Source organism: Pseudomonas psychrophila, assembly GCF_001043005.1.
Classification (GTDB): domain Bacteria; phylum Pseudomonadota; class Gammaproteobacteria; order Pseudomonadales; family Pseudomonadaceae; genus Aquipseudomonas; species Aquipseudomonas psychrophila.
In genome coordinates, this window is the sequence record NZ_JYKZ01000001.1 from 1133604 (window position 1) to 1150535 (window position 16932).

General features: G+C 57.3%; 15 protein-coding genes. 4 read left to right on the forward strand and 11 right to left on the reverse strand.

The features are described from left to right. Positions 1-77: 77 nt before the first annotated feature. From TU76_RS05250 to quiC, 5 genes are all read right to left on the reverse strand, one after another. Positions 78-2858 (reverse strand): TonB-dependent receptor, encoded by a 2781-nt coding sequence (locus tag TU76_RS05250; RefSeq protein WP_048351203.1) that lies wholly within the window; start codon positions 2856-2858, stop codon positions 78-80. Positions 2859-3077: 219 nt separating this feature from the next. Next, positions 3078-4079 (reverse strand): FecR family protein, encoded by a 1002-nt coding sequence (locus tag TU76_RS05255; protein WP_173667414.1) that lies wholly within the window; start codon positions 4077-4079, stop codon positions 3078-3080. 86 nt (positions 4080-4165) lie between these two features. Then, positions 4166-4672 (reverse strand): RNA polymerase sigma factor, encoded by a 507-nt coding sequence (locus tag TU76_RS05260; RefSeq protein ID WP_046810569.1) that lies wholly within the window; start codon positions 4670-4672, stop codon positions 4166-4168. A gap of 102 nt (positions 4673-4774) precedes the next feature. Further along, positions 4775-5452 (reverse strand): TetR/AcrR family transcriptional regulator, encoded by a 678-nt coding sequence (locus TU76_RS05265; RefSeq protein WP_046810568.1) that lies wholly within the window; start codon positions 5450-5452, stop codon positions 4775-4777. 67 nt (positions 5453-5519) lie between these two features. Next, entirely contained in the window at positions 5520-7430 is a 1911-nt protein-coding gene (gene quiC / locus TU76_RS05270; RefSeq protein WP_048351204.1) for a 3-dehydroshikimate dehydratase QuiC, read from the reverse strand. Between the two features lie 244 nt (positions 7431-7674). On the opposite strand from quiC, the gene TU76_RS05275 reads away from it, so the two are divergent. Next, entirely contained in the window at positions 7675-9003 is a 1329-nt protein-coding gene (locus tag TU76_RS05275; RefSeq protein ID WP_019824099.1) for an MFS transporter, read from the forward strand. A 23-nt stretch (positions 9004-9026) separates the two neighbouring features. After that, positions 9027-9911 (forward strand): DMT family transporter, encoded by an 885-nt coding sequence (locus TU76_RS05280; protein ID WP_046810566.1) that lies wholly within the window; start codon positions 9027-9029, stop codon positions 9909-9911. 177 nt (positions 9912-10088) lie between these two features. Here the strand turns inward: TU76_RS05280 and pcaG are convergent, their stop codons facing one another. The 3 genes from pcaG to pcaQ all read right to left on the reverse strand — a co-directional run bounded on the left by pcaG (position 10089) and on the right by pcaQ (position 12453). Then, positions 10089-10694, reverse strand: coding sequence for a protocatechuate 3,4-dioxygenase subunit alpha (gene pcaG / locus TU76_RS05285; RefSeq protein WP_048351205.1), 606 nt, complete (start codon positions 10692-10694; stop codon positions 10089-10091). A gap of 11 nt (positions 10695-10705) precedes the next feature. Then, entirely contained in the window at positions 10706-11425 is a 720-nt protein-coding gene (gene pcaH / locus TU76_RS05290) for a protocatechuate 3,4-dioxygenase subunit beta (protein ID WP_019824105.1), read from the reverse strand. Positions 11426-11523: 98 nt separating this feature from the next. After that, the gene (gene pcaQ / locus TU76_RS05295) at positions 11524-12453 is read right to left on the reverse strand and encodes a pca operon transcription factor PcaQ (RefSeq protein WP_046810565.1); all 930 of its coding nucleotides are present in this window, start codon (positions 12451-12453) and stop codon (positions 11524-11526) included. A 193-nt stretch (positions 12454-12646) separates the two neighbouring features. Between pcaQ and ypfJ the strand changes: the two genes are divergently transcribed. After that, positions 12647-13540: a KPN_02809 family neutral zinc metallopeptidase gene (gene ypfJ / locus TU76_RS05300; protein ID WP_046810564.1), complete on the forward strand. Its 894-nt coding sequence runs from the start codon at positions 12647-12649 to the stop codon at positions 13538-13540. A gap of 105 nt (positions 13541-13645) precedes the next feature. On the opposite strand, the gene TU76_RS05305 is transcribed toward ypfJ, so the two are convergent. From TU76_RS05305 to TU76_RS05315, 3 genes are all read right to left on the reverse strand, one after another. Beyond that, positions 13646-14236 (reverse strand): HAD family hydrolase, encoded by a 591-nt coding sequence (locus tag TU76_RS05305; RefSeq protein ID WP_019824111.1) that lies wholly within the window; start codon positions 14234-14236, stop codon positions 13646-13648. Continuing rightward, on the reverse strand, positions 14233-15102 hold the full coding sequence (tesB, locus tag TU76_RS05310; RefSeq protein WP_019824113.1) for an acyl-CoA thioesterase II: 870 nt from the start codon (positions 15100-15102) through the stop codon (positions 14233-14235). The genes TU76_RS05305 and tesB overlap by 4 nt, the downstream gene beginning before the upstream one ends. Positions 15103-15189: 87 nt before the next feature. Beyond that, a complete protein-coding gene (locus tag TU76_RS05315) occupies positions 15190-15759 on the reverse strand; it encodes a GNAT family N-acetyltransferase (RefSeq protein ID WP_019824114.1) in 570 nt (189 codons plus the stop codon). A gap of 91 nt (positions 15760-15850) precedes the next feature. On the opposite strand from TU76_RS05315, the gene TU76_RS05320 reads away from it, so the two are divergent. Beyond that, positions 15851-16771, forward strand: coding sequence for a histone deacetylase family protein (locus TU76_RS05320; protein WP_019824116.1), 921 nt, complete (start codon positions 15851-15853; stop codon positions 16769-16771). The last annotated feature ends 161 nt before the right edge of the window (positions 16772-16932 follow it).

Consider the following 16932-nt stretch of genomic DNA (forward strand, 5'->3'; position numbering starts at 1 on the left):
GTGAAGTGGCGCACAGCGATGCACGCCTTTGCTCACAACGAGCAATCTTTTATATAACGAAGCAAACAGGCCGTTATTTAGAATTTATATTCGAGCATGCCACTCAATGTCCGACCGCGCGCCATGCTCAAGTTATTGGCATCACCCATGGCCACAAAGTAGGCTTCGTCGGTAGCGTTCTCTAATGATAAGGTAATATTCAACGTGTCCGTCGGCCAGTAACTTGCATACAGGTCGTACACGCTGTATTTAGGCCAGTGTGCTTGCTCTATACCGGAGTAACTCCATTCATTCAGACCCGCGCCATTACCAGGGCTGTAGCGAAAGCGTATCCCCGTGTCCAGGCGCCGCTCAAGGAAACGAGCCCCCACTGTTAGAGACCCTCGATCTGCGGGCATATATGCCGCATTACCCATCGTAGATCCGCAATCGATTTTGTTGTTTCTGTCCGGGTCATCGAGCCATTCAGTGACTCTAGTATTAATGTAGCCAATCTTGCCATTAGGCCGGGTGTAGGGCGTCCTGATTATCTTAATAAGCTCGCCCCTTTTCTTGGCGCCGCCCATATAGTACCCACTTGAGCAAAATTCATTACGGCCAATCATGTGCGTGTAACTCAGGTTGGTATACAACCGTCCCATATCGTAATTCAACTGATATTCAACGCCGCGAAACCGGGTCTCCGCCTGGTTATTCACATACGCAGAGCGACCCGACCCGACGACATCCGCCGACCCTGGAAGAGAGACACCATAGTGTAAAAATGAGAAGTTCTTGATGTTATTATCAAAGTAAGCAACTTTTACTCCAAGCCGGTCATTATTAAAGAACAGGGATTCTTTAAAGATATTTAAACCGAACTCCCATTCCCGGTTTTCCTCAGCTTTCAGGTATGGATTGGGGTAAACCCGCTCCGGCGCATTCCCCCCATGGGGCCGCCCGGTCATAAACACCTCAGTCACCGCCGGCGGGCGCCAGCCTTGGCCCCATCGCCCATAGAACTGCAACCAGTCAACTCCGGGCTTTATCCCTATACCAAACGTCGGTGAAAACTTGCCTTCTTCACGATCTGAATCATAGAAATAAACATTTCTTACAGTAGTCCCCGAGGTCATCACCTCGCCACCATTCTCCCCTGGAGTGACCTGCGCTTGCCATAAACTCATGCCCGTTTTGCCTTCCAGGCGATAGCGGTCATAACGCAACCCGGCATCCAGCGCCAGCCAATAGCTGTACTGGTAATGCAGGTTATTGAACAGGCTGGCCATGGTGCGTTTGCCTTCCGGGTCTGCTCCCTCGACCCAGGGCAGATCATTCTCGTTCTCGGCCGGCACCAGATTGTTCTTGGATTTCAAGATGTCCTGATAGCTTTCCAGACCATAGTTCCAGCTCAGTTGCCCGTAGTTGTTGAAGTCAAACCGGGACGTGTTTTCTACCTGAAAACCCCATGTGCTGGTGCGAAACTCATCTTCGTAACCATCAAACGCATTACCACTATTAGCCGACGCTTTGTGGGGGGCATTACGCCGATCAAGCTGCGTATTGACGTAATAAAGTTTACTTTTGAAGTCGATCAGCTCGTTATCCGGGTTGTAGCTGTAATCCAGCGCCAGGTTGCCGGTATTGATATCGCTTTTACCGGTACGCACATAGTCATAACCATCCTGCGTCGCATTGAGGTTGGTCCATGCGTCAGCGCTATCGCTGTCGGTTTCCAGGTAAGTGAACTGCGCTCGTTGGTCGTTGGGCAGGTTCAGCCCGAACTTGACCATCTGCGAACGGGTCACGCTGCCGGTATCGCCTACTTCACTGGTCAGCCAGTCTGTCCAGGCTTCGCGATATTTGTTCTTGTTGCGAATATTTACGCCCAGGTTATCGGCGTTTTGCCGACCGGTACGGTAGTCACCAAAATGGCGCTCGCTATAAGCAACCAAAACATCGCCAAGATCATTGCCAAATGCGAAGACGCCACCACCATTGAAATAGGTGCCGTTACCCAATTTACCGATACCGCTGCCGGCCCGGATGCGCCCGCCGTACTCTTTGCCGTCTTCCAGGAACTCGCTGGCTTGCAGGGTGTTAAAGCTGGCAATACCCCCCAATACGCCCGCACCGCCCATGCCGGACTGGGCGCCTTTGTCGATTTCAACGCTGGAGACCATTTCCGGGTCGATCAACATCACGCCATTGCGTTGCTGGTGACCGTTGACGTTGAAATTCTGGCGCATGCCATCAACGTTCATGTTGACCCGGCCATAGTCCTGAATACCGCGGATGTTGACCGAAAGGCCCTGGTCACGCTGATTGACGGCGGTGTACACGCCCGCGGTTTCTTCAAGCATGTCGGCTGCGTGACGGGGGGCACGCTTGTTGATTTGCTCGCGGGTGATGACAGCGACGGAGGATGGGGTCTGATACACCCAATCCCCATTACTGCCTTCGCTGGCCGTCACCGAAGTAGTGCCCAATGCCAGTGCGCCATTGTGTTCGCCGCTGACGCGGGTCAGGGTGACCTGGCGTTCGCCGGTAAAGCGGTACTCCACCGGATTGCCACCCAGCAAACGGGCCAGACCTTCCTGTACGCCGAAGTCGCCATTGAGCGCTAAGGATTTCAGGCCTTGCAGCATCTGGCTGTCGAACAGCACTTGCAGGCCAGCCTGTTCGGCAAAAATCAGCACGGCCTTGTCCAGCGGCTGGGCCGGAATATGGAAGGCGATAAATTCTTGTTTCACGGCGCTGCTGACTTTTTCAGCGGCCTGTACCGGCGCTTGCACCGCCAGCGACGCAAACAGTGCGACATGAACAGCAAAGGCTAACCGGCTTGCGGACTGCACCCCTTTGCGCTGACTACCCATCATTTTTATTTTCCCCAGGCTACGAGCTGCTTTGCGAATGAATCTCAATAGCAAGACGTAACATCGGGGTGAAGTCAGTAAAGGTTTTTGCGATTAATTTTCAAAAAGCGCTGGAGGGCCCTGTGGGAGCGGGCTTGCTCGCGATAGCCGCACTGCAATCTGCCTGACACACCGCGCCGCCTGCCTCGTCGGCAAGGCAGCTCCCACAGGTTGGGTGGTGGCTCAATACACCAGGCTCACGCCCGCCAGTTCGACGCGCTGCACATGCAGCTCCTGGGTGAGGGTGTGCAGTGCGCTGTCGAGCATTTCGAGGCGGAATACACCGCTGACCTGTCGACTGGCCAGGGCAGGATTGGCCAATACAATCTGGCCGGGGCGATAGCGGTTGAGCTGTTCGATCACGTGGGCAAGCGGTTGACGGTCAAAGACCAGTACACCACGGCGCCAACTGGTGGCCGCGTTGAGGTCGAAACCGGGCAGTTTTTGTACACCCTCCTGTGCGCTGTAGCGGGCGCTTTGGCCTTCTTCCAGGGTTTGCTGCGCCGCGCCCTGAACCGGTGGAGTCAACAGGCTGACCGCAACGCTGTGCTGCAACACCCCGACCCATGCCTGGTCGCTGCTTTCCCGACCAACCACAAATTGCGTGCCCAGCGCCCGGGTTCGCCCACCCGCACTCTGCACCACAAAAGGCCGGGTTTCGGCTTCGCCCATGGGCGACACGTCAAACACGGCCGACCCCGAAAGCAATCTGATCCGCCGCTCGCGGGTGTCGTAGTCGATGCTGATTGCACTGGATGCGTCCAGCTCGACCGAGCTGCCATCGGCGAGTTGAACGGTGCGGATTTCGCCTGCACCCGTGCGGTAGTCCGCCTGCATTTGAAGCAGCAGGGTCGGGCCGCTGATCCAGCCGACGGCCAGCACCAGCGACAGCACCGCCGCGCGCCCGGCCCAACGTATCGGGCGCCGGCGTCGAGTCATCGGAACAGGGCGTATAGCGGCCGCAGGCTGGCGATGCGTTACGGGCCTTGGCTCCAGCGCCAACGCTCCCAGCGCCGCCCAAGTCTGCTCGGCAAAACGCAACGCCGGGGCATGGCGCTCATCGGCTGCCAGCCACAGGTCCAGTTGCGCCCGGGCGTCTTCACTCAACGCACCCGCGTGCAGACGCACCGCCCACTCGGCGGCCGCTTCAGTAATGATCTGCTGTTCGGGGCCTTGGCTCATCAGGTGTGAATCTCTATTTCTCGTTATATATAAGCAGTGACGTCTCGCCGGCTAAAACTCAGTAAGCCATTCATCTACATATTTGAATGTTATTTCTCAGGCTCTTGTAGGCGCTGCATGACGTAGGCCAAGGCTTTTGACAGATGCTTTTGCACTGAGCTGTCAGAAATTTCAAGATGGCGCGCAACTTGAGCATGGGTCATGCCCTCGATGCGGTTGAGACGGAAGATTTCCTGAGTCCTTTCGGGCAACTCGGACAATGCCTGCTTTAGAGCCATGCGCTGTTGTTCAGCCATCGCCTGGGCCTCCAGCCCTGCCAGTTCATCTTCGATTTCGGCCAGTGCTTCGTGGGCAACCGAGTCGGTCTTGCGTCGGGTTTCCTGGCGAATGTGATCGACCAACAGGTTGCCCGCGATGCGATACAGATAGCCGGGGGTGTTGTCGATGTGCTCCTTGCGCCCACGCTCGGCCATGCGCAGAAAACTTTCCTGCACCAGGTCTGCGGCCAGCTGAGGGTCTCGCACCTTGCGCGCCAGATACCCGCGCAGGGTACCGGCATGCTTGAGGAACAAGCCTTTGAGATCCATATCCGACAAACCGACTCCCTGAGCATGAAGGAAAGGGGCGGCTATCTTACTTTTTGTCGAGAATGATTTTCAATTGGTATTGGATTTCATTTCCAGAAATGTGGCGCCCGGTCATGCCTGTAAATAACGCAACACCGCGTCACACATCATGTCGCGCTGACGCTGCTTGACCTGCAGATCGGAAAAGTCGACCTGGAAAATCTCACCCAGTGTGTACCGGTTCGACACTCGATAAAAACAGAATGAACTGACCAGTAAATGGACATCCAGCGGGTTTAGCCCCGCACGGAATACCTTTTGTTCAACGCCGCGCCGCAGGATGTTTTCCAGCGCATGCACAATCGTGTCGTTCATGGCTTTGATGCCTTCCGAACGCTTGATGTACTCACCCTTGTGAATATTTTCGATGCTGACAATGCGCACAAAGTCCGCGTTCATATCGTGGTGATCGAACGTGAACTCCACCAGCCGCCGAATGGCCTCGACCGGCTCAAGCTGATCCAGGTTCAAACGACCTTCGATGCTGCGGATTTCGCCGTACAGCTTCTCCAGCACCTCAACGTAGAGCTGCTCCTTGCTGGTGAAGTAGTAATAGATCATCCGTTTGGAGGTCTTGGTGCGCTCTGCAATAGCGTCCACCCGTGCTCCCGACAACCCTTGCTCCACGAACTCGACAATCGCTTCTTGCAGGATATTTTCCCGCGTCTTTTCGGGGTTGTTCTTACGGCTTTTACGCGGTTCGACGACCGGTGCCGTGGCGCCGGTGTCGAGCTCTGGAATGTCGGTCATGTAAGGTTCACGGCCATGTTGGAATGCCCGCGATTATGGGGCGCCCTGCTCTATGAAGGAAGTCGCCCTACAGCTTTGCCTGACGCACCGCGCCACTGCGCGACTTGGCCATGGCAGCCAACCGCACGGCTACGTTTGCAGCGCCATAGCCGGCATAGCCATTTTTGCGCTGTAAAAGCTCGAAGAAAAAACGCCCTTCAAACGCTTCGGTATACACGTGAAACAGCTCGCCGCCCTGCGCATCCCGGTCGTACAGCACGTTGAAATAGGCCAGCTCGCTCAAGAACTCATCATCAAAATCAAACCGCGCCGCCAGGTCGTCGTAGTAGTTGAGCGGGATATCCAGGAGCGGCACGCCCGCAGCCTTGGCACGGCTGACTTCAGCAAACAGATCGTCACACTCGAAAGCAATGTGATGTACACCTGAACCCCGATAACTCGACAAGGCGTGTGAGATGGCAGTGTTTCTATTTTCGGAAATATTCAACGGCAAACGAATCGAGCTGCATCGGCTACGCAACGCTCGGCTTTTTACCAAGCCATAAGGGTCTGGCAGCACCACTTCATCATCCGCCTCGAAATCCAGCAGGCTTTTATAGAACAGTACCCAGCTGTCGAGGCTATCAGCTGGCAATGCCATGGCCATATGGTCAATGCGCTTGAGCCCGCCCTGGGCTGACGGGGTGGGCGTGAGGGTGAAGTCCGACTCATACAGCGGCTTGCCCGCAGCGTCTTGGTCCACCAGATAAATCAGGCTGCCATCCGGTGCGCGCACCGCCGCCAGCTCCAGCTCATTGGGGCCGACCAGCCCGCGATAGGGCTGGCCTTTATAGGCCACGGCACGGGCCAGAGCGCTGGTGCTGTCCTGCACACGCAGTGCAGTGGCGCACAACGATGGGCCGTGGGCCTCAAAAAAGTTATGGGCGAACGAATAGGGTTCAGCGTTGAGGATCAGGTTGATGTCGCCCTGGCGCAGCAAGCTCACGTTTTTTGAACGGTGCTGCCCGGCCTTGCTGAACCCCAGGCGTTCGAGCCAGTGAGTGAGTTGCGCGCCCTGACTTTCATCCACGGCAAATTCCAGGAACTCGATGCCGTCGTACTGACTGGCTTGAGGCGGTGCAAACAAGGGTTCAAGCGTCGCGGCCGGGGCCGCTTGCTGCACAAGCCGTTCGCGGGTCTTTTCCTCGAGGTACAACAACGAACGCAAGCCATCGGCCGCATTGGCCCGCGGCGGCGCAGCCCGAAAACCGTCATTGAATATTTCCAGCGACAGAGGCCCTGTGTAGCCACTTTGTATGATCGGCGCCAAAAAGCCCGGCAGGTCGAACTCGCCCTGCCCTGGGAAACATCGGAAATGGCGGCTCCATTCCAGAACATCCATTGCCAGAATCGGTGCATCAGCCATTTGTACAAAGAAGATCTTATCGCCGGGAATCTGCGCAATGGCGCTTGGATCACCCTTGAGCGACAGGGTGTGGAAGCTGTCGAGCAACACGCCAAGATTGGGGTGGTCGATCTGGCGCACCAAGTCCCAGACCTGTTGCCAGGTATTAACGTGACGCCCCCACGCCAGCGCCTCGTAACCAATGCGCACGTTGCGCGCACCCGCACGTTCGGCAAGCAGGCTCAGATCATCCAGCAAAATTTGCCGGTCACCCACCGAGTCTGACGCGGCATTACTGCACACCAGCACCAGGTCGGTGCCCAGCTCCTGCATCAAGTCAAACTTGCGCTCGGCGCGATCAAGGTTGCGGGCGAGGCGATCGCGGCGGCAACCTTCAAAATCACGAAACGGCTGAAACAGGCTAATGGTCAACCCCAGGTCTGCACACATCTGGCGCACTTCACGAGGGCTGCCGTCGTAATAGAGCAGGTCGTTTTCAAAGATCTCGACCCCGTCAAAACCCGCCGCCGCAATGGCGTCCAGCTTCTCTGGCAGGGTGCCGCTCAAGGAAACAGTGGCGATCGAACGCTTCATTTAAAACTCCCAGGATTGGTGCAGACTGCAGGCGACGGCATTTGTTGATGGCTTGATTATTAAGGGCGCCCTATTATTGAGCAACCAATCTGTACCAACCGGTTAGTTTTGCGTGCGATTATCGAACATTATGGCCTATCTTGAATTGACGATTTTTTGTCCACTCGCCACCATCGAACCCGTACTTCTTGCATCAACTGTTGTGCAACACCACATAAAAATTCCAAGAAACGGGTAAACATCCATGGTCCCTTCTCCGACTGCACGCACTACCTCTGCTCACGCTCCAAACGCAGGAATCGGTGACAAGATTCGCGGCACCCTGGCGACTGGCAGAACCCGTTGGGGCATGCTCGCACTGGTGTTTTTCGCCACCACACTGAATTTTATCGACCGCGCAGCCCTGGGCGTCATGCAACCGATCCTGGCCAAAGAGATGAGCTGGACGGCGATGGACTACGCCAACATCAACTTCTGGTTTCAAGTGGGCTACGCCATTGGCTTCGTCCTGCAAGGCCGCCTGATTGACCGGGTTGGGGTCAAGCGCGTGTTCTTCTGCGCCGTCTTGCTCTGGAGCCTGGCAACCGGTGCCCATGGCCTCGCCACTTCGGCGGCAGGTTTCATGATTTGCCGCTTCATTCTCGGCCTGACCGAAGCCGCCAACTACCCGGCCTGCGTAAAAACCACGCGCCTGTGGTTCCCGGCCAGCGAGCGGGCTGTGGCCAGCGGAATTTTTAACGCCGGTACCAACGTCGGCGCCATGTTCACTCCGATGTTGCTGCCATTGGTGCTGCATGTGTGGGGCTGGCAAGCCGCCTTTTTGTGCATGGCGGCATTGGGGGGGATTTGGCTGATTTTCTGGGGTTTGAAGTACTACAACCCGGAAGATCATCCAACCGTTAGCAAAGAAGAACTGGCTTATATCCAGCAAGAAAAAGAGCCTGAGCAAACCACCGTTTCGTTCGGCACCATCCTCAAGATGCGCGGAACGTGGGCCTTCGCGTTGTCCTACGCCATGACGGCACCGGTGTTCTGGTTCTACTTGTATTGGTTACCGCCTTTCCTGAACCAGCAATACAACCTGGGCATCAGCGTGACCCAGATGGGTATACCGCTGATCATCATCTATATCACTGCCGATTTCGGCAGCGTCGGCGGCGGGATTCTGTCTTCGATGATGATCAAGCGCGGCATGGCGGCAGTGAAGGCGCGACTGGTGTCGATGCTGTTGTGCGCAATCAGCATCATCGGTGTGGTAATGGCTGCGGGCTCCAGCCAACTGTGGGTCGCGGTGGGAGCCATCGCCCTGGCACTGGGTGCGCATCAGGCCTGGACCGCCAACGTGTGGAGCATGGTGATGGACTACACGCCCAAACACATGATGGGAACCGTGTTCGGTTTTGGCGGCATGTGCGCCGCTATCGGCGGGATGTTTATGACCCAGTTTGTGGGCTATGTGCTGACCGTCACGAACAATAATTACACCTTGCTGTTCACCATGATTCCAGCGATGTACTTCATTGCGTTAGTGTGGATGTACTTCATGGCGCCGCGAAAAATCCCACAGGTTTAGCGCATAGAACAACGAGGTATTCGATGACATTACCCACACCCCTTTCAGGGGTGAACCACCCTTTGAAGGGCATCCTGCTGATAGTGACGGCCACTGCGCTGTTCTCCAGTCACGATGCACTGTCCAAGTACCTCAGTGGTATTTACCCGGTGGTGATGGTGGTGTGGGCACGTTATCTGGTGCACACCGTGCTGATGGCAGGGATCTTTCTGCCGCAATCAGGGCTGCGTGTATTGCGAAGCAAGCGGCCCTTGCTTCAGGTTTTGCGGGCTATTTGCCTACTGGGCTCGGGCCTTTTTTTCACCTATGGGTTGCTGTTTATCCCACTGGCGGAAAATACGGCGGTCAACTTTCTGGCACCGCTGCTGGTCGCCGCATTGTCCGGGCCCTTACTGGGCGAAACGGTGACTCGCGGGCAATGGATGGCCGTGGTGTGTGGGTTTATCGGTGTGGTGATCATCATTCACCCGGGGGGCGAACTGTTCACGCCGGCGGTGTTGTTGCCGATGGCAGCAGCGTTGTGTTTTAGCTGCTATCAAATCCTCACGCGCAAACTCAGCGCGTACGACAGCCCCACTACCAGCAACTTTTTTGCCGGGCTCTTCAATGTGCTGGTGATGAGTGCGCTGGTGCCGTTTTTCTGGCAAACACCGACACTGACCCACGGCCTGCAAATGCTGGCATTGGGCTCGCTGGGGATGACAGCGCATTTGCTGCTGACCCAATCGTTTCGTGTGGCAGCACCGGCCTTGCTGGCACCGTTCAGCTACTGCCAGATTGTGTTTTCAGGGGTGTTGGGGTGGTTGCTTTTTGACCACACGCCTGACCTGACCAGCCGCATCGGCATTGCGATTATCTGCATCAGCGGGCTGGCGGCGGCGTGGCAGCAGCGGCGCGGCCGCACATAAGTCACGTAGCAGCTGCCGAGGAACGAAGGCTGCGTTCGAGGACGAAGTCGTCGTAAAACCTGAGCACGCGATTTTTCAGAAGTACCGCGAGCTCAGGTTTTTACGATCGCTGCGCAATCGAACGCAGCCGTCGTTCCTCGGCAGCTGCTACGGGCTTTGCGTTAACACCACGCACGTTTAAAAGTCGAAGAACACCGTCTCCCCTTCGCCCTGGATTCGGATATCAAACTTGTAGGCCGTTTTGCCATTCACTTCGCAGCGCTGGGCGATCAAGGTTTCGCGGCGTTGTGGTTGCTCAATCAGGTTGAGCACCGGGCACTTGGCGTTCGCCTCTGGCTCGTCGCTGAAATACAGGCGCGTTTGCAAGTGGATATTGATGCCACGGGCAAAGAGCGACACGTTGATGTGCGGCGCCATTGGCACACCGCCAGCGTTATTGACCACACCCGGTTTGATGGTGCTAAGCGTCCATTCACCCGCATCGAAGGTGGTCGCGGTACGGCCGAAACTGTTGAAGGCTTTTTCTGAATCAAAATCCTCGTCATAGACCCCTTCATGGTTGGCTTGCCACAGCTCCAGAAAGGAGTCGCGCACCAAGTGGTCATTGCCGTCATAGACGTTGCCAAACAGCACAATAGGTTCGCCCGCAGCGTCAGGCTTGGCCATCTCGCTCCAGATTTCTTCAGGTCGCGACGGGTTGCCGGCCGCCGCCAGGGCCAAGCCGATATGCACGTAGGGACCAGCGGTTTGCGATGGGGTTTCCGGAAGCAGTTCGATAGGCATGACGGGGTTCCTCAGCAGTTTTCGAAGTGAGTCTTGCGCTGACCGCGCAGCACAATGTCAAAACGATACGCAAGACAATCCATCGGATTGGCCGCGCCCATGTCCAGTCGTGCTATCAGGCTTTGCACGGCATCCGGGTTGGTAATCGATTTGACGATCGGGCACATCGGGATCATCGGATCACCTTCAAAATACAGCTGGGTAATCAGCCGCGTGGCAATCGAGGGGCCGCTGATAGAAACGTGAATATGCGCCGGGCGCCAGTCGTTTGGCCCGTTACGCCAAGGGTAGGGGCCTGGTTTAACTGTGCGGAAACTGTAATAGCCTTCGCTGTCCGTCAGGGTGCGGCCCACGCCGCCAAAATTGGGGTCCAGCGGCGCCAGGTAGCGGTCGTTCTTGTGGCGATAGCGGCCGCCTGCGTTGGCTTGCCAGATTTCAACCAGGGTGTGAGGAATCGGCTTGCCGTACTGATCGCGCACCCGACCCGCCAGGATGATCCGCTCACCGATAGGCAAACCACCGTTGTTGAAATTGAGCAGCAGGTCGTTGTCGAACTTACCGAATTTCAGGTGGGAAAAGTCAGGACCACTGGTTTCACTGACCGATTGCGGGATGCTCACCAGCGCCTGACGCGGGGAGCGGGCAATGGACGTTTTGTAATCGGGGGTCAAGGCTTTGGGGTGCCAGTTGCGGTCACGGATGATAAAGCGCCGGCTGTCTGCATCAGACATGTCGATCTCCTGTTGTTTTTATAAAGGCTGGGCACCAGTTTCAAACAACAGGCGAATCAGGACTACTGAAAAGGCCAGCTCCATCCATAACCAAATGGTTATGGATAAATACCATCACCGTAAGCCTGACCTAATTCGCGCAAGACTTCGACACACCCCTGTGCCGCCACCGACATCGGTACGTGGGCATTGCTGCAAATACCGATCGAGCCGCCAGGTTCGCGCTGGCCCAGATCGATTTCTTGCAATTGGCCACTGGCCAGATCCAGGCGCACGGCATCCAGAGGCGCAATCCAGAGCGCATCGTTGCGCAAAACATAACGCCGGCTCAGGGTAATCGACAGGGTTTCCAGACGCTGACGGGACTGGTTGATACCGCACTGTACGAACAGGCTGTCGGCAAAGGCGCGAATGGTGGTGTTGGCCAGCGGCAACACCAGCGGGTAATTTTCGAGCAGGCTACGATCCAGCGAACCTTGTGTCAGGGGATGGCCTGCGCGGGCCACCAGGGTCATGGACTCGCTGTAAAGATGCTCAAAATTCATACCCTGAATTTCCGGGCTGTCGGTCATGCGCCCTACGACCAGATCGACATCCCCTACTCGTAACTGGGATAACAGGTAGGCGCTAGGCCCGGTCACGACGCTCACTACCAGTGATGAATGCCGTGCGTGCAGGCGCTGCACCAGTTCGGGTATCAGCAGGCTTTCAACCGTCGACAACACCCCAAGCCGCACCGTGCCGCCCACGTATTCACCACCGCGCAAGGCATTGACGCCTTCACGCAAAGCCTGCACCGAAGGGGTTGCATACCGCAGGAACGCCACCCCGGCTTCGGTCAGAGTAACCCCGCTTTTACTGCGAACAAACAGGCTGACCGTCAGCAATTCCTCCAGCTCCTTGAGGGTTTTGGACATGGCTGGCTGACTCACCGCCAGCACATCCGCCGCCCGCGCCAAACTGCCCTGGCGTGCCATTTCCATAAAGCACACAAGGTGGCGGTACTTGATGCGGGTATCAATGTTCACAGGGCTAACAACTCCGGGGCGGGGATCGGCAAGCCGTATTCAACCACTTCAGTCCAAGGCCCGGAACTGAATTAAGGCGTTCAGGTCTTTTTAACGGGATACAACGCTCTCCATAACCGTCTGACAGCCGGTCTGGCGCAGCCCCGACTCAGCAGCAACACTTGTGACTACGATTCATCAGAGGATTGCCCCCATGCTTTGGAAAAAAGGCCGACGTAGCGATAACGTCGAAGACGTACGCGATCAAGGCACCAGTGGTGGTGGCAGGATGCGGATTGGCGGCGGCAAGGGGCTGAGCCTGATGGCCGTGGTGTTGATTGTCGGGTTCGGATTGTTAACCGGGCAGGACCCGCTGCAGATGCTCGACCAGTTAAGCGGCGAGTTCACCGGGCAGTCCTCGCCCCAAGTCACTCAGCAGGCAGGGCGTGCACCTGCGGCCAATGATGAACAGGCCGATTTTGTCCGCGCAGTGCTGGGCGATACGGAAGACACATGGCGTCAGATTTTTCAGCAAGCCGGACGCACGTACAAAGACCCGACCCTGGTGCTGTTTCGCGGCCAGGTCAATTCGGCCTGCGGCTTTGCAACCGCGGCCAGCGGGCCGTTTTATTGCCCGGCAGACCAGAAAGTCTATCTGGACATGAGTTTCTTCCAGGAAATGGCCCAGCGCTTCAAGGCCGCTGGCGACTTTGCCCAGGCTTATGTGATCGCTCACGAGGTGGGCCATCACGTGCAGACCCTGCTGGGCGTCTCGTCCAAAATGCAGATGGCTCGCCAGCAGGGCAAACGCATGGAGGGTGATGGCGGCTTATTGGTGCGTCAGGAGCTGCAAGCGGACTGTCTGGCAGGGGTTTGGGCCAACCATGCGCAAAAACGCCTGGACTGGCTGGAGCCAGGGGACATTGATGAGGCCCTGAATGCCGCAAACGCCATTGGCGATGATCGTTTGCAGCAACAAAGCCAAGGCCGCGTGGTGCCCGACTCCTTTACCCACGGCACGTCGGCGCAACGGGTAAAGTGGTTCAAGACCGGTTTTGCGCAAGGCAATATCAATCAGTGCGATACCTTCTCGGCAGCACGGCTTTAGCGAGCAACCCTATGGGAGCCGGGCTTGCCCGCGATGGCATCAGCGGCATGCATCAGACAAACCCCGCCGCCTGCATCGCGGGCAACCCCGCTCCACAGAGTCCTGTCAGTCGAGCAACTGGCGCAGCTCGAAACAGTCTTTGGCGTGCCAATCGGTGAGTTCTGGCCACGGGTTTTCGGGCACGTTGACCAGTACGGTTTTGCTGCCGGCAGCGCGGCCACAGGCCAGGTCAAAGTGATAATCCCCCACCATCACCATCTTCGCCGCAGGCACGCCCCACGCCCGCGCAAGTTGCAGCAGGCCATCGGGGTCCGGCTTGTGCGCGGCGTTGTCACGGCCCAGTACATCCTGTGGCGCAAAGCACTGGTCCAGGCCGATGGCCTTGAGTGTGATATGCGCCAGCTCCTGAGCGTTGCGGGTCAATACGCCCAGACGACAACCCTGAGCGGCCAGATCGCGCACCAGCTCGACCGCGCCCGGCGCAGGGGTTGAGGCCAGCGCCAATTCGCGCTCGTGCTCCAGCAGCCAGGCGTGCTTGGCCGCAGCAATCTCGGCGGGCAAACCGTTGAGATGGGTCAGGATGTCTTCACCCTCCGGGATCTCCAACTCGCGGCGTATCACGGCAAAGTCATGCACCGCGACAGTCAGGGTGCCATCCATATCGAAAACCCAGTGTTTAACGTCCTTGAGTGTCATGCCCAGTCCTTGCGATGGCGGATCAAACCTTCCTGCGTGACCGACGCGACCAACTGGCCTGCGCGGTTGTAGACGCTGCCACGAGAGAAGCCGCGGGAATTGCCTGCCCATGGGCTGTCCATGGCATAAAGCAACCAGTCATCGGCACGCAGGTCAGCGTGAAACCATAACGCGTGATCGAGGCTGGCGACCTGCATATCCTTTTGCCACACCCCTTTGCCGTGGGGCAGCAAGGAGGTGGTCAGCAAGCCAAAGTCAGAGGCGTAAGCCAACAGGTATTTGTGCAGCGCAGGCGTGTCGGGCAATGTGCCGTCGGCACGAAACCACACGTACTTGATCGGGTCGCTGATCTTGGGGTTAAACGGGTCTTCACCCACCACCGGACGAAACTCGATGGGCTTGGCACACAGCAGCTTTTCACGCATCGACTCTGGAATCAGGTCCGCGCGCTGGCGAATCATGTCGAGCTCCGAGGGCAGGTTCTCAGGTCCTACAACATCAGGCATAGGGATCTGATGTTCAAAACCACCCTCGTCGTATTGAAACGAAGCGCTGCTGGTAAAGATCGGTTGGCCCTTTTGAATGGCGGTCACCCGGCGCGTACTGAAGCTGCCGCCGTCACGCACCCGGTCAACCTGATACACCACGGGCAAGCTTGCGTCGCCAGGGCGCAAAAAGTAGCCATGCATCGAGTGCACGTGGCGGGCGTCTTCGACCGTCTGACTCATGGCAGACAGGGATTGACCGAGTACCTGACCACCGAACAACTGGCGAAAGCCCAAGTCCTGACTGCTGCCGCGAAAGAGGTTCTCCTCGATCGGTTCCAGGGTCAGCAAATTGACCAGATCATCCAACACTTGGCTCATTCAGATTCTCCTCACACAAAGCAATACCGTCGTAATCTTCGTTACGCAGGTCAAAAATTCCGGCTTTCGCCGCTCTACTAATCCTGCTTAACCGTGCAGGGTTTCCAACCACTGTGCCCGCGTAATGCGGTACAGCACGTGGGGCCTTAGCGAATGGCCTTCAAGCAGCCGGGGGTGCTCAAAGTCACTGCCAGGGTCGTGTTGCATGCCGATGGCCTGCATCACTTTTTGAGATGGCAGGTTGACCTGGCTGGTAAACGACACCACTTGATCCAGCGCCAACCGATCGAAGGCACAGCGCAATGCCGCCCATGCCGCTTCACTGGCGTATCCCAGGCCCCAATGCTCGGGCGCCAGTCGCCAGCCAATTTCGACAGCCGGGGTAAACGAGGCGTCAAACGTGACATTCATCAGCCCGGTAAAACCGATGAAGGCACCTGTGTCCTTGCGCTCCAGCGCCCACAGCCCGTAGCCGTATTCGGCAAAGTGGCCGCGAATGCGACCAATCAGCGCTGCGCTTTCGAGGCGGCTCAAGGGGTTCGGAAAATAACGCATCACCTGGTGATCAGCGCACATGGCAGCGAACTCGGGCAAGTCTGTGTCACGCCAGGGGCGCAAGTGCAAACGGGCACTTTCGAGCTCTTTGATCTGCTCCATCCGTTCTCTCCGATTTGTTACCGGGCTTTACATATGTCCGCAGTGTACAGCGCTGTTAATATCCAGCGCTCGTTACGACGCGAAAATCCCTATGCCTGTGCCGCTGATTTACCACGATGACTACAGCCCGCAGTTCCCGGCGGATCATCGATTCCCCATGGACAAGTTCCGCCTGTTGCGCGATCACCTGGTCGAGTCCGGGTTGACCCAGGATGCGGCCCTGCTGCGGCCCGAGCTGTGCCCTGTGGATATCCTTGCGCTGGCCCATGACCGTGCCTATATCGAGCGCTACATGGCGGGCGAACTGGCCCGCGAAGATCAGCGCCGCCTGGGTTTGCCCTGGAGCGAGGCGTTGGCGCGACGCACCATTCGTGCGGTGGGCGGCTCGCTGCTGGCCGCCGAGCAGGCGCTGGAACACGGGCTGGCCTGCCATCTGGCGGGAGGGACCCATCACGCGCACTACGATCACCCGGCAGGCTTTTGCATCTTCAATGATCTGGCCATTATCAGCCGCTATATGCTGGAAAGCGGCCGGGTCAACCGGGTGCTGATTTTTGACTGTGACGTGCATCAGGGCGATGGCACTGCGCGGATCCTTGAACATACCCCGGACGCCATTACCGTCTCCTTGCACTGCGAAAAGAATTTTCCGGCGCGCAAGGCTCAAAGTGACTGGGACATCGGCCTGCCGATGGGGATGGGTGATACCGAGTACTTGCAAGTGGTCGACGAGGCGCTCAATTACCTGCTGCCCTTGTATCAACCGGACCTGGTGCTCTACGACGCTGGCGTGGACGTGCATAAAGACGATGCCCTGGGCTATTTGAAACTCACCGATGAAGGGGTTGCCGCCCGCGACGAGAGCGTTATGCGCCACTGCCTGGGCCGCGATATTCCGGTGGTCGGCGTGATCGGCGGCGGTTACAGCAAAGACCGCAAGGCACTGGCGCGTCGGCACGGGATCTTGCATCACACTGCGCAAAAGGTCTGGCTGTCATCGGGGTGTCACTAAGCTGTGATTTTTTACCCACAATGCCTGTGGAACTGCCTGTGGATAACCTGAGTGGAACCCCCTACAGGCCACGGGGTTCATAGCTCTCAGGGCGCTGTATGTTTTTCGTACAGTTATCAGCACCCCTGTAGCAGTTGCCGAGGAACGAAGGCTGCGTTCGA

What these genes read in the sequence shown, in the direction of transcription:
- TU76_RS05265 (WP_046810568.1), bottom strand. Translation starts at nt 5,452, where the DNA reads ATGACCGACATTCCAGAGCTCGACACCGGCGCCACGGCACCGGTCGTC.
- tesB (WP_019824113.1), bottom strand. Translation starts at nt 15,102, where the DNA reads ATGAGCCAAGTGTTGGATGATCTGGTCAATTTGCTGACCCTGGAACCG.
- TU76_RS05250 (WP_048351203.1), bottom strand. Translation starts at nt 2,858, where the DNA reads ATGATGGGTAGTCAGCGCAAAGGGGTGCAGTCCGCAAGCCGGTTAGCC.
- TU76_RS05320 (WP_019824116.1), top strand. Translation starts at nt 15,851, where the DNA reads ATGCCTGTGCCGCTGATTTACCACGATGACTACAGCCCGCAGTTCCCG.
- ypfJ (WP_046810564.1), top strand. Translation starts at nt 12,647, where the DNA reads ATGCTTTGGAAAAAAGGCCGACGTAGCGATAACGTCGAAGACGTACGC.
- TU76_RS05275 (WP_019824099.1), top strand. Translation starts at nt 7,675, where the DNA reads ATGGTCCCTTCTCCGACTGCACGCACTACCTCTGCTCACGCTCCAAAC.
- TU76_RS05315 (WP_019824114.1), bottom strand. Translation starts at nt 15,759, where the DNA reads ATGGAGCAGATCAAAGAGCTCGAAAGTGCCCGTTTGCACTTGCGCCCC.
- pcaH (WP_019824105.1), bottom strand. Translation starts at nt 11,425, where the DNA reads ATGTCTGATGCAGACAGCCGGCGCTTTATCATCCGTGACCGCAACTGG.
- quiC (WP_048351204.1), bottom strand. Translation starts at nt 7,430, where the DNA reads ATGAAGCGTTCGATCGCCACTGTTTCCTTGAGCGGCACCCTGCCAGAG.
- pcaG (WP_048351205.1), bottom strand. Translation starts at nt 10,694, where the DNA reads ATGCCTATCGAACTGCTTCCGGAAACCCCATCGCAAACCGCTGGTCCC.
- TU76_RS05280 (WP_046810566.1), top strand. Translation starts at nt 9,027, where the DNA reads ATGACATTACCCACACCCCTTTCAGGGGTGAACCACCCTTTGAAGGGC.
- TU76_RS05305 (WP_019824111.1), bottom strand. Translation starts at nt 14,236, where the DNA reads ATGACACTCAAGGACGTTAAACACTGGGTTTTCGATATGGATGGCACC.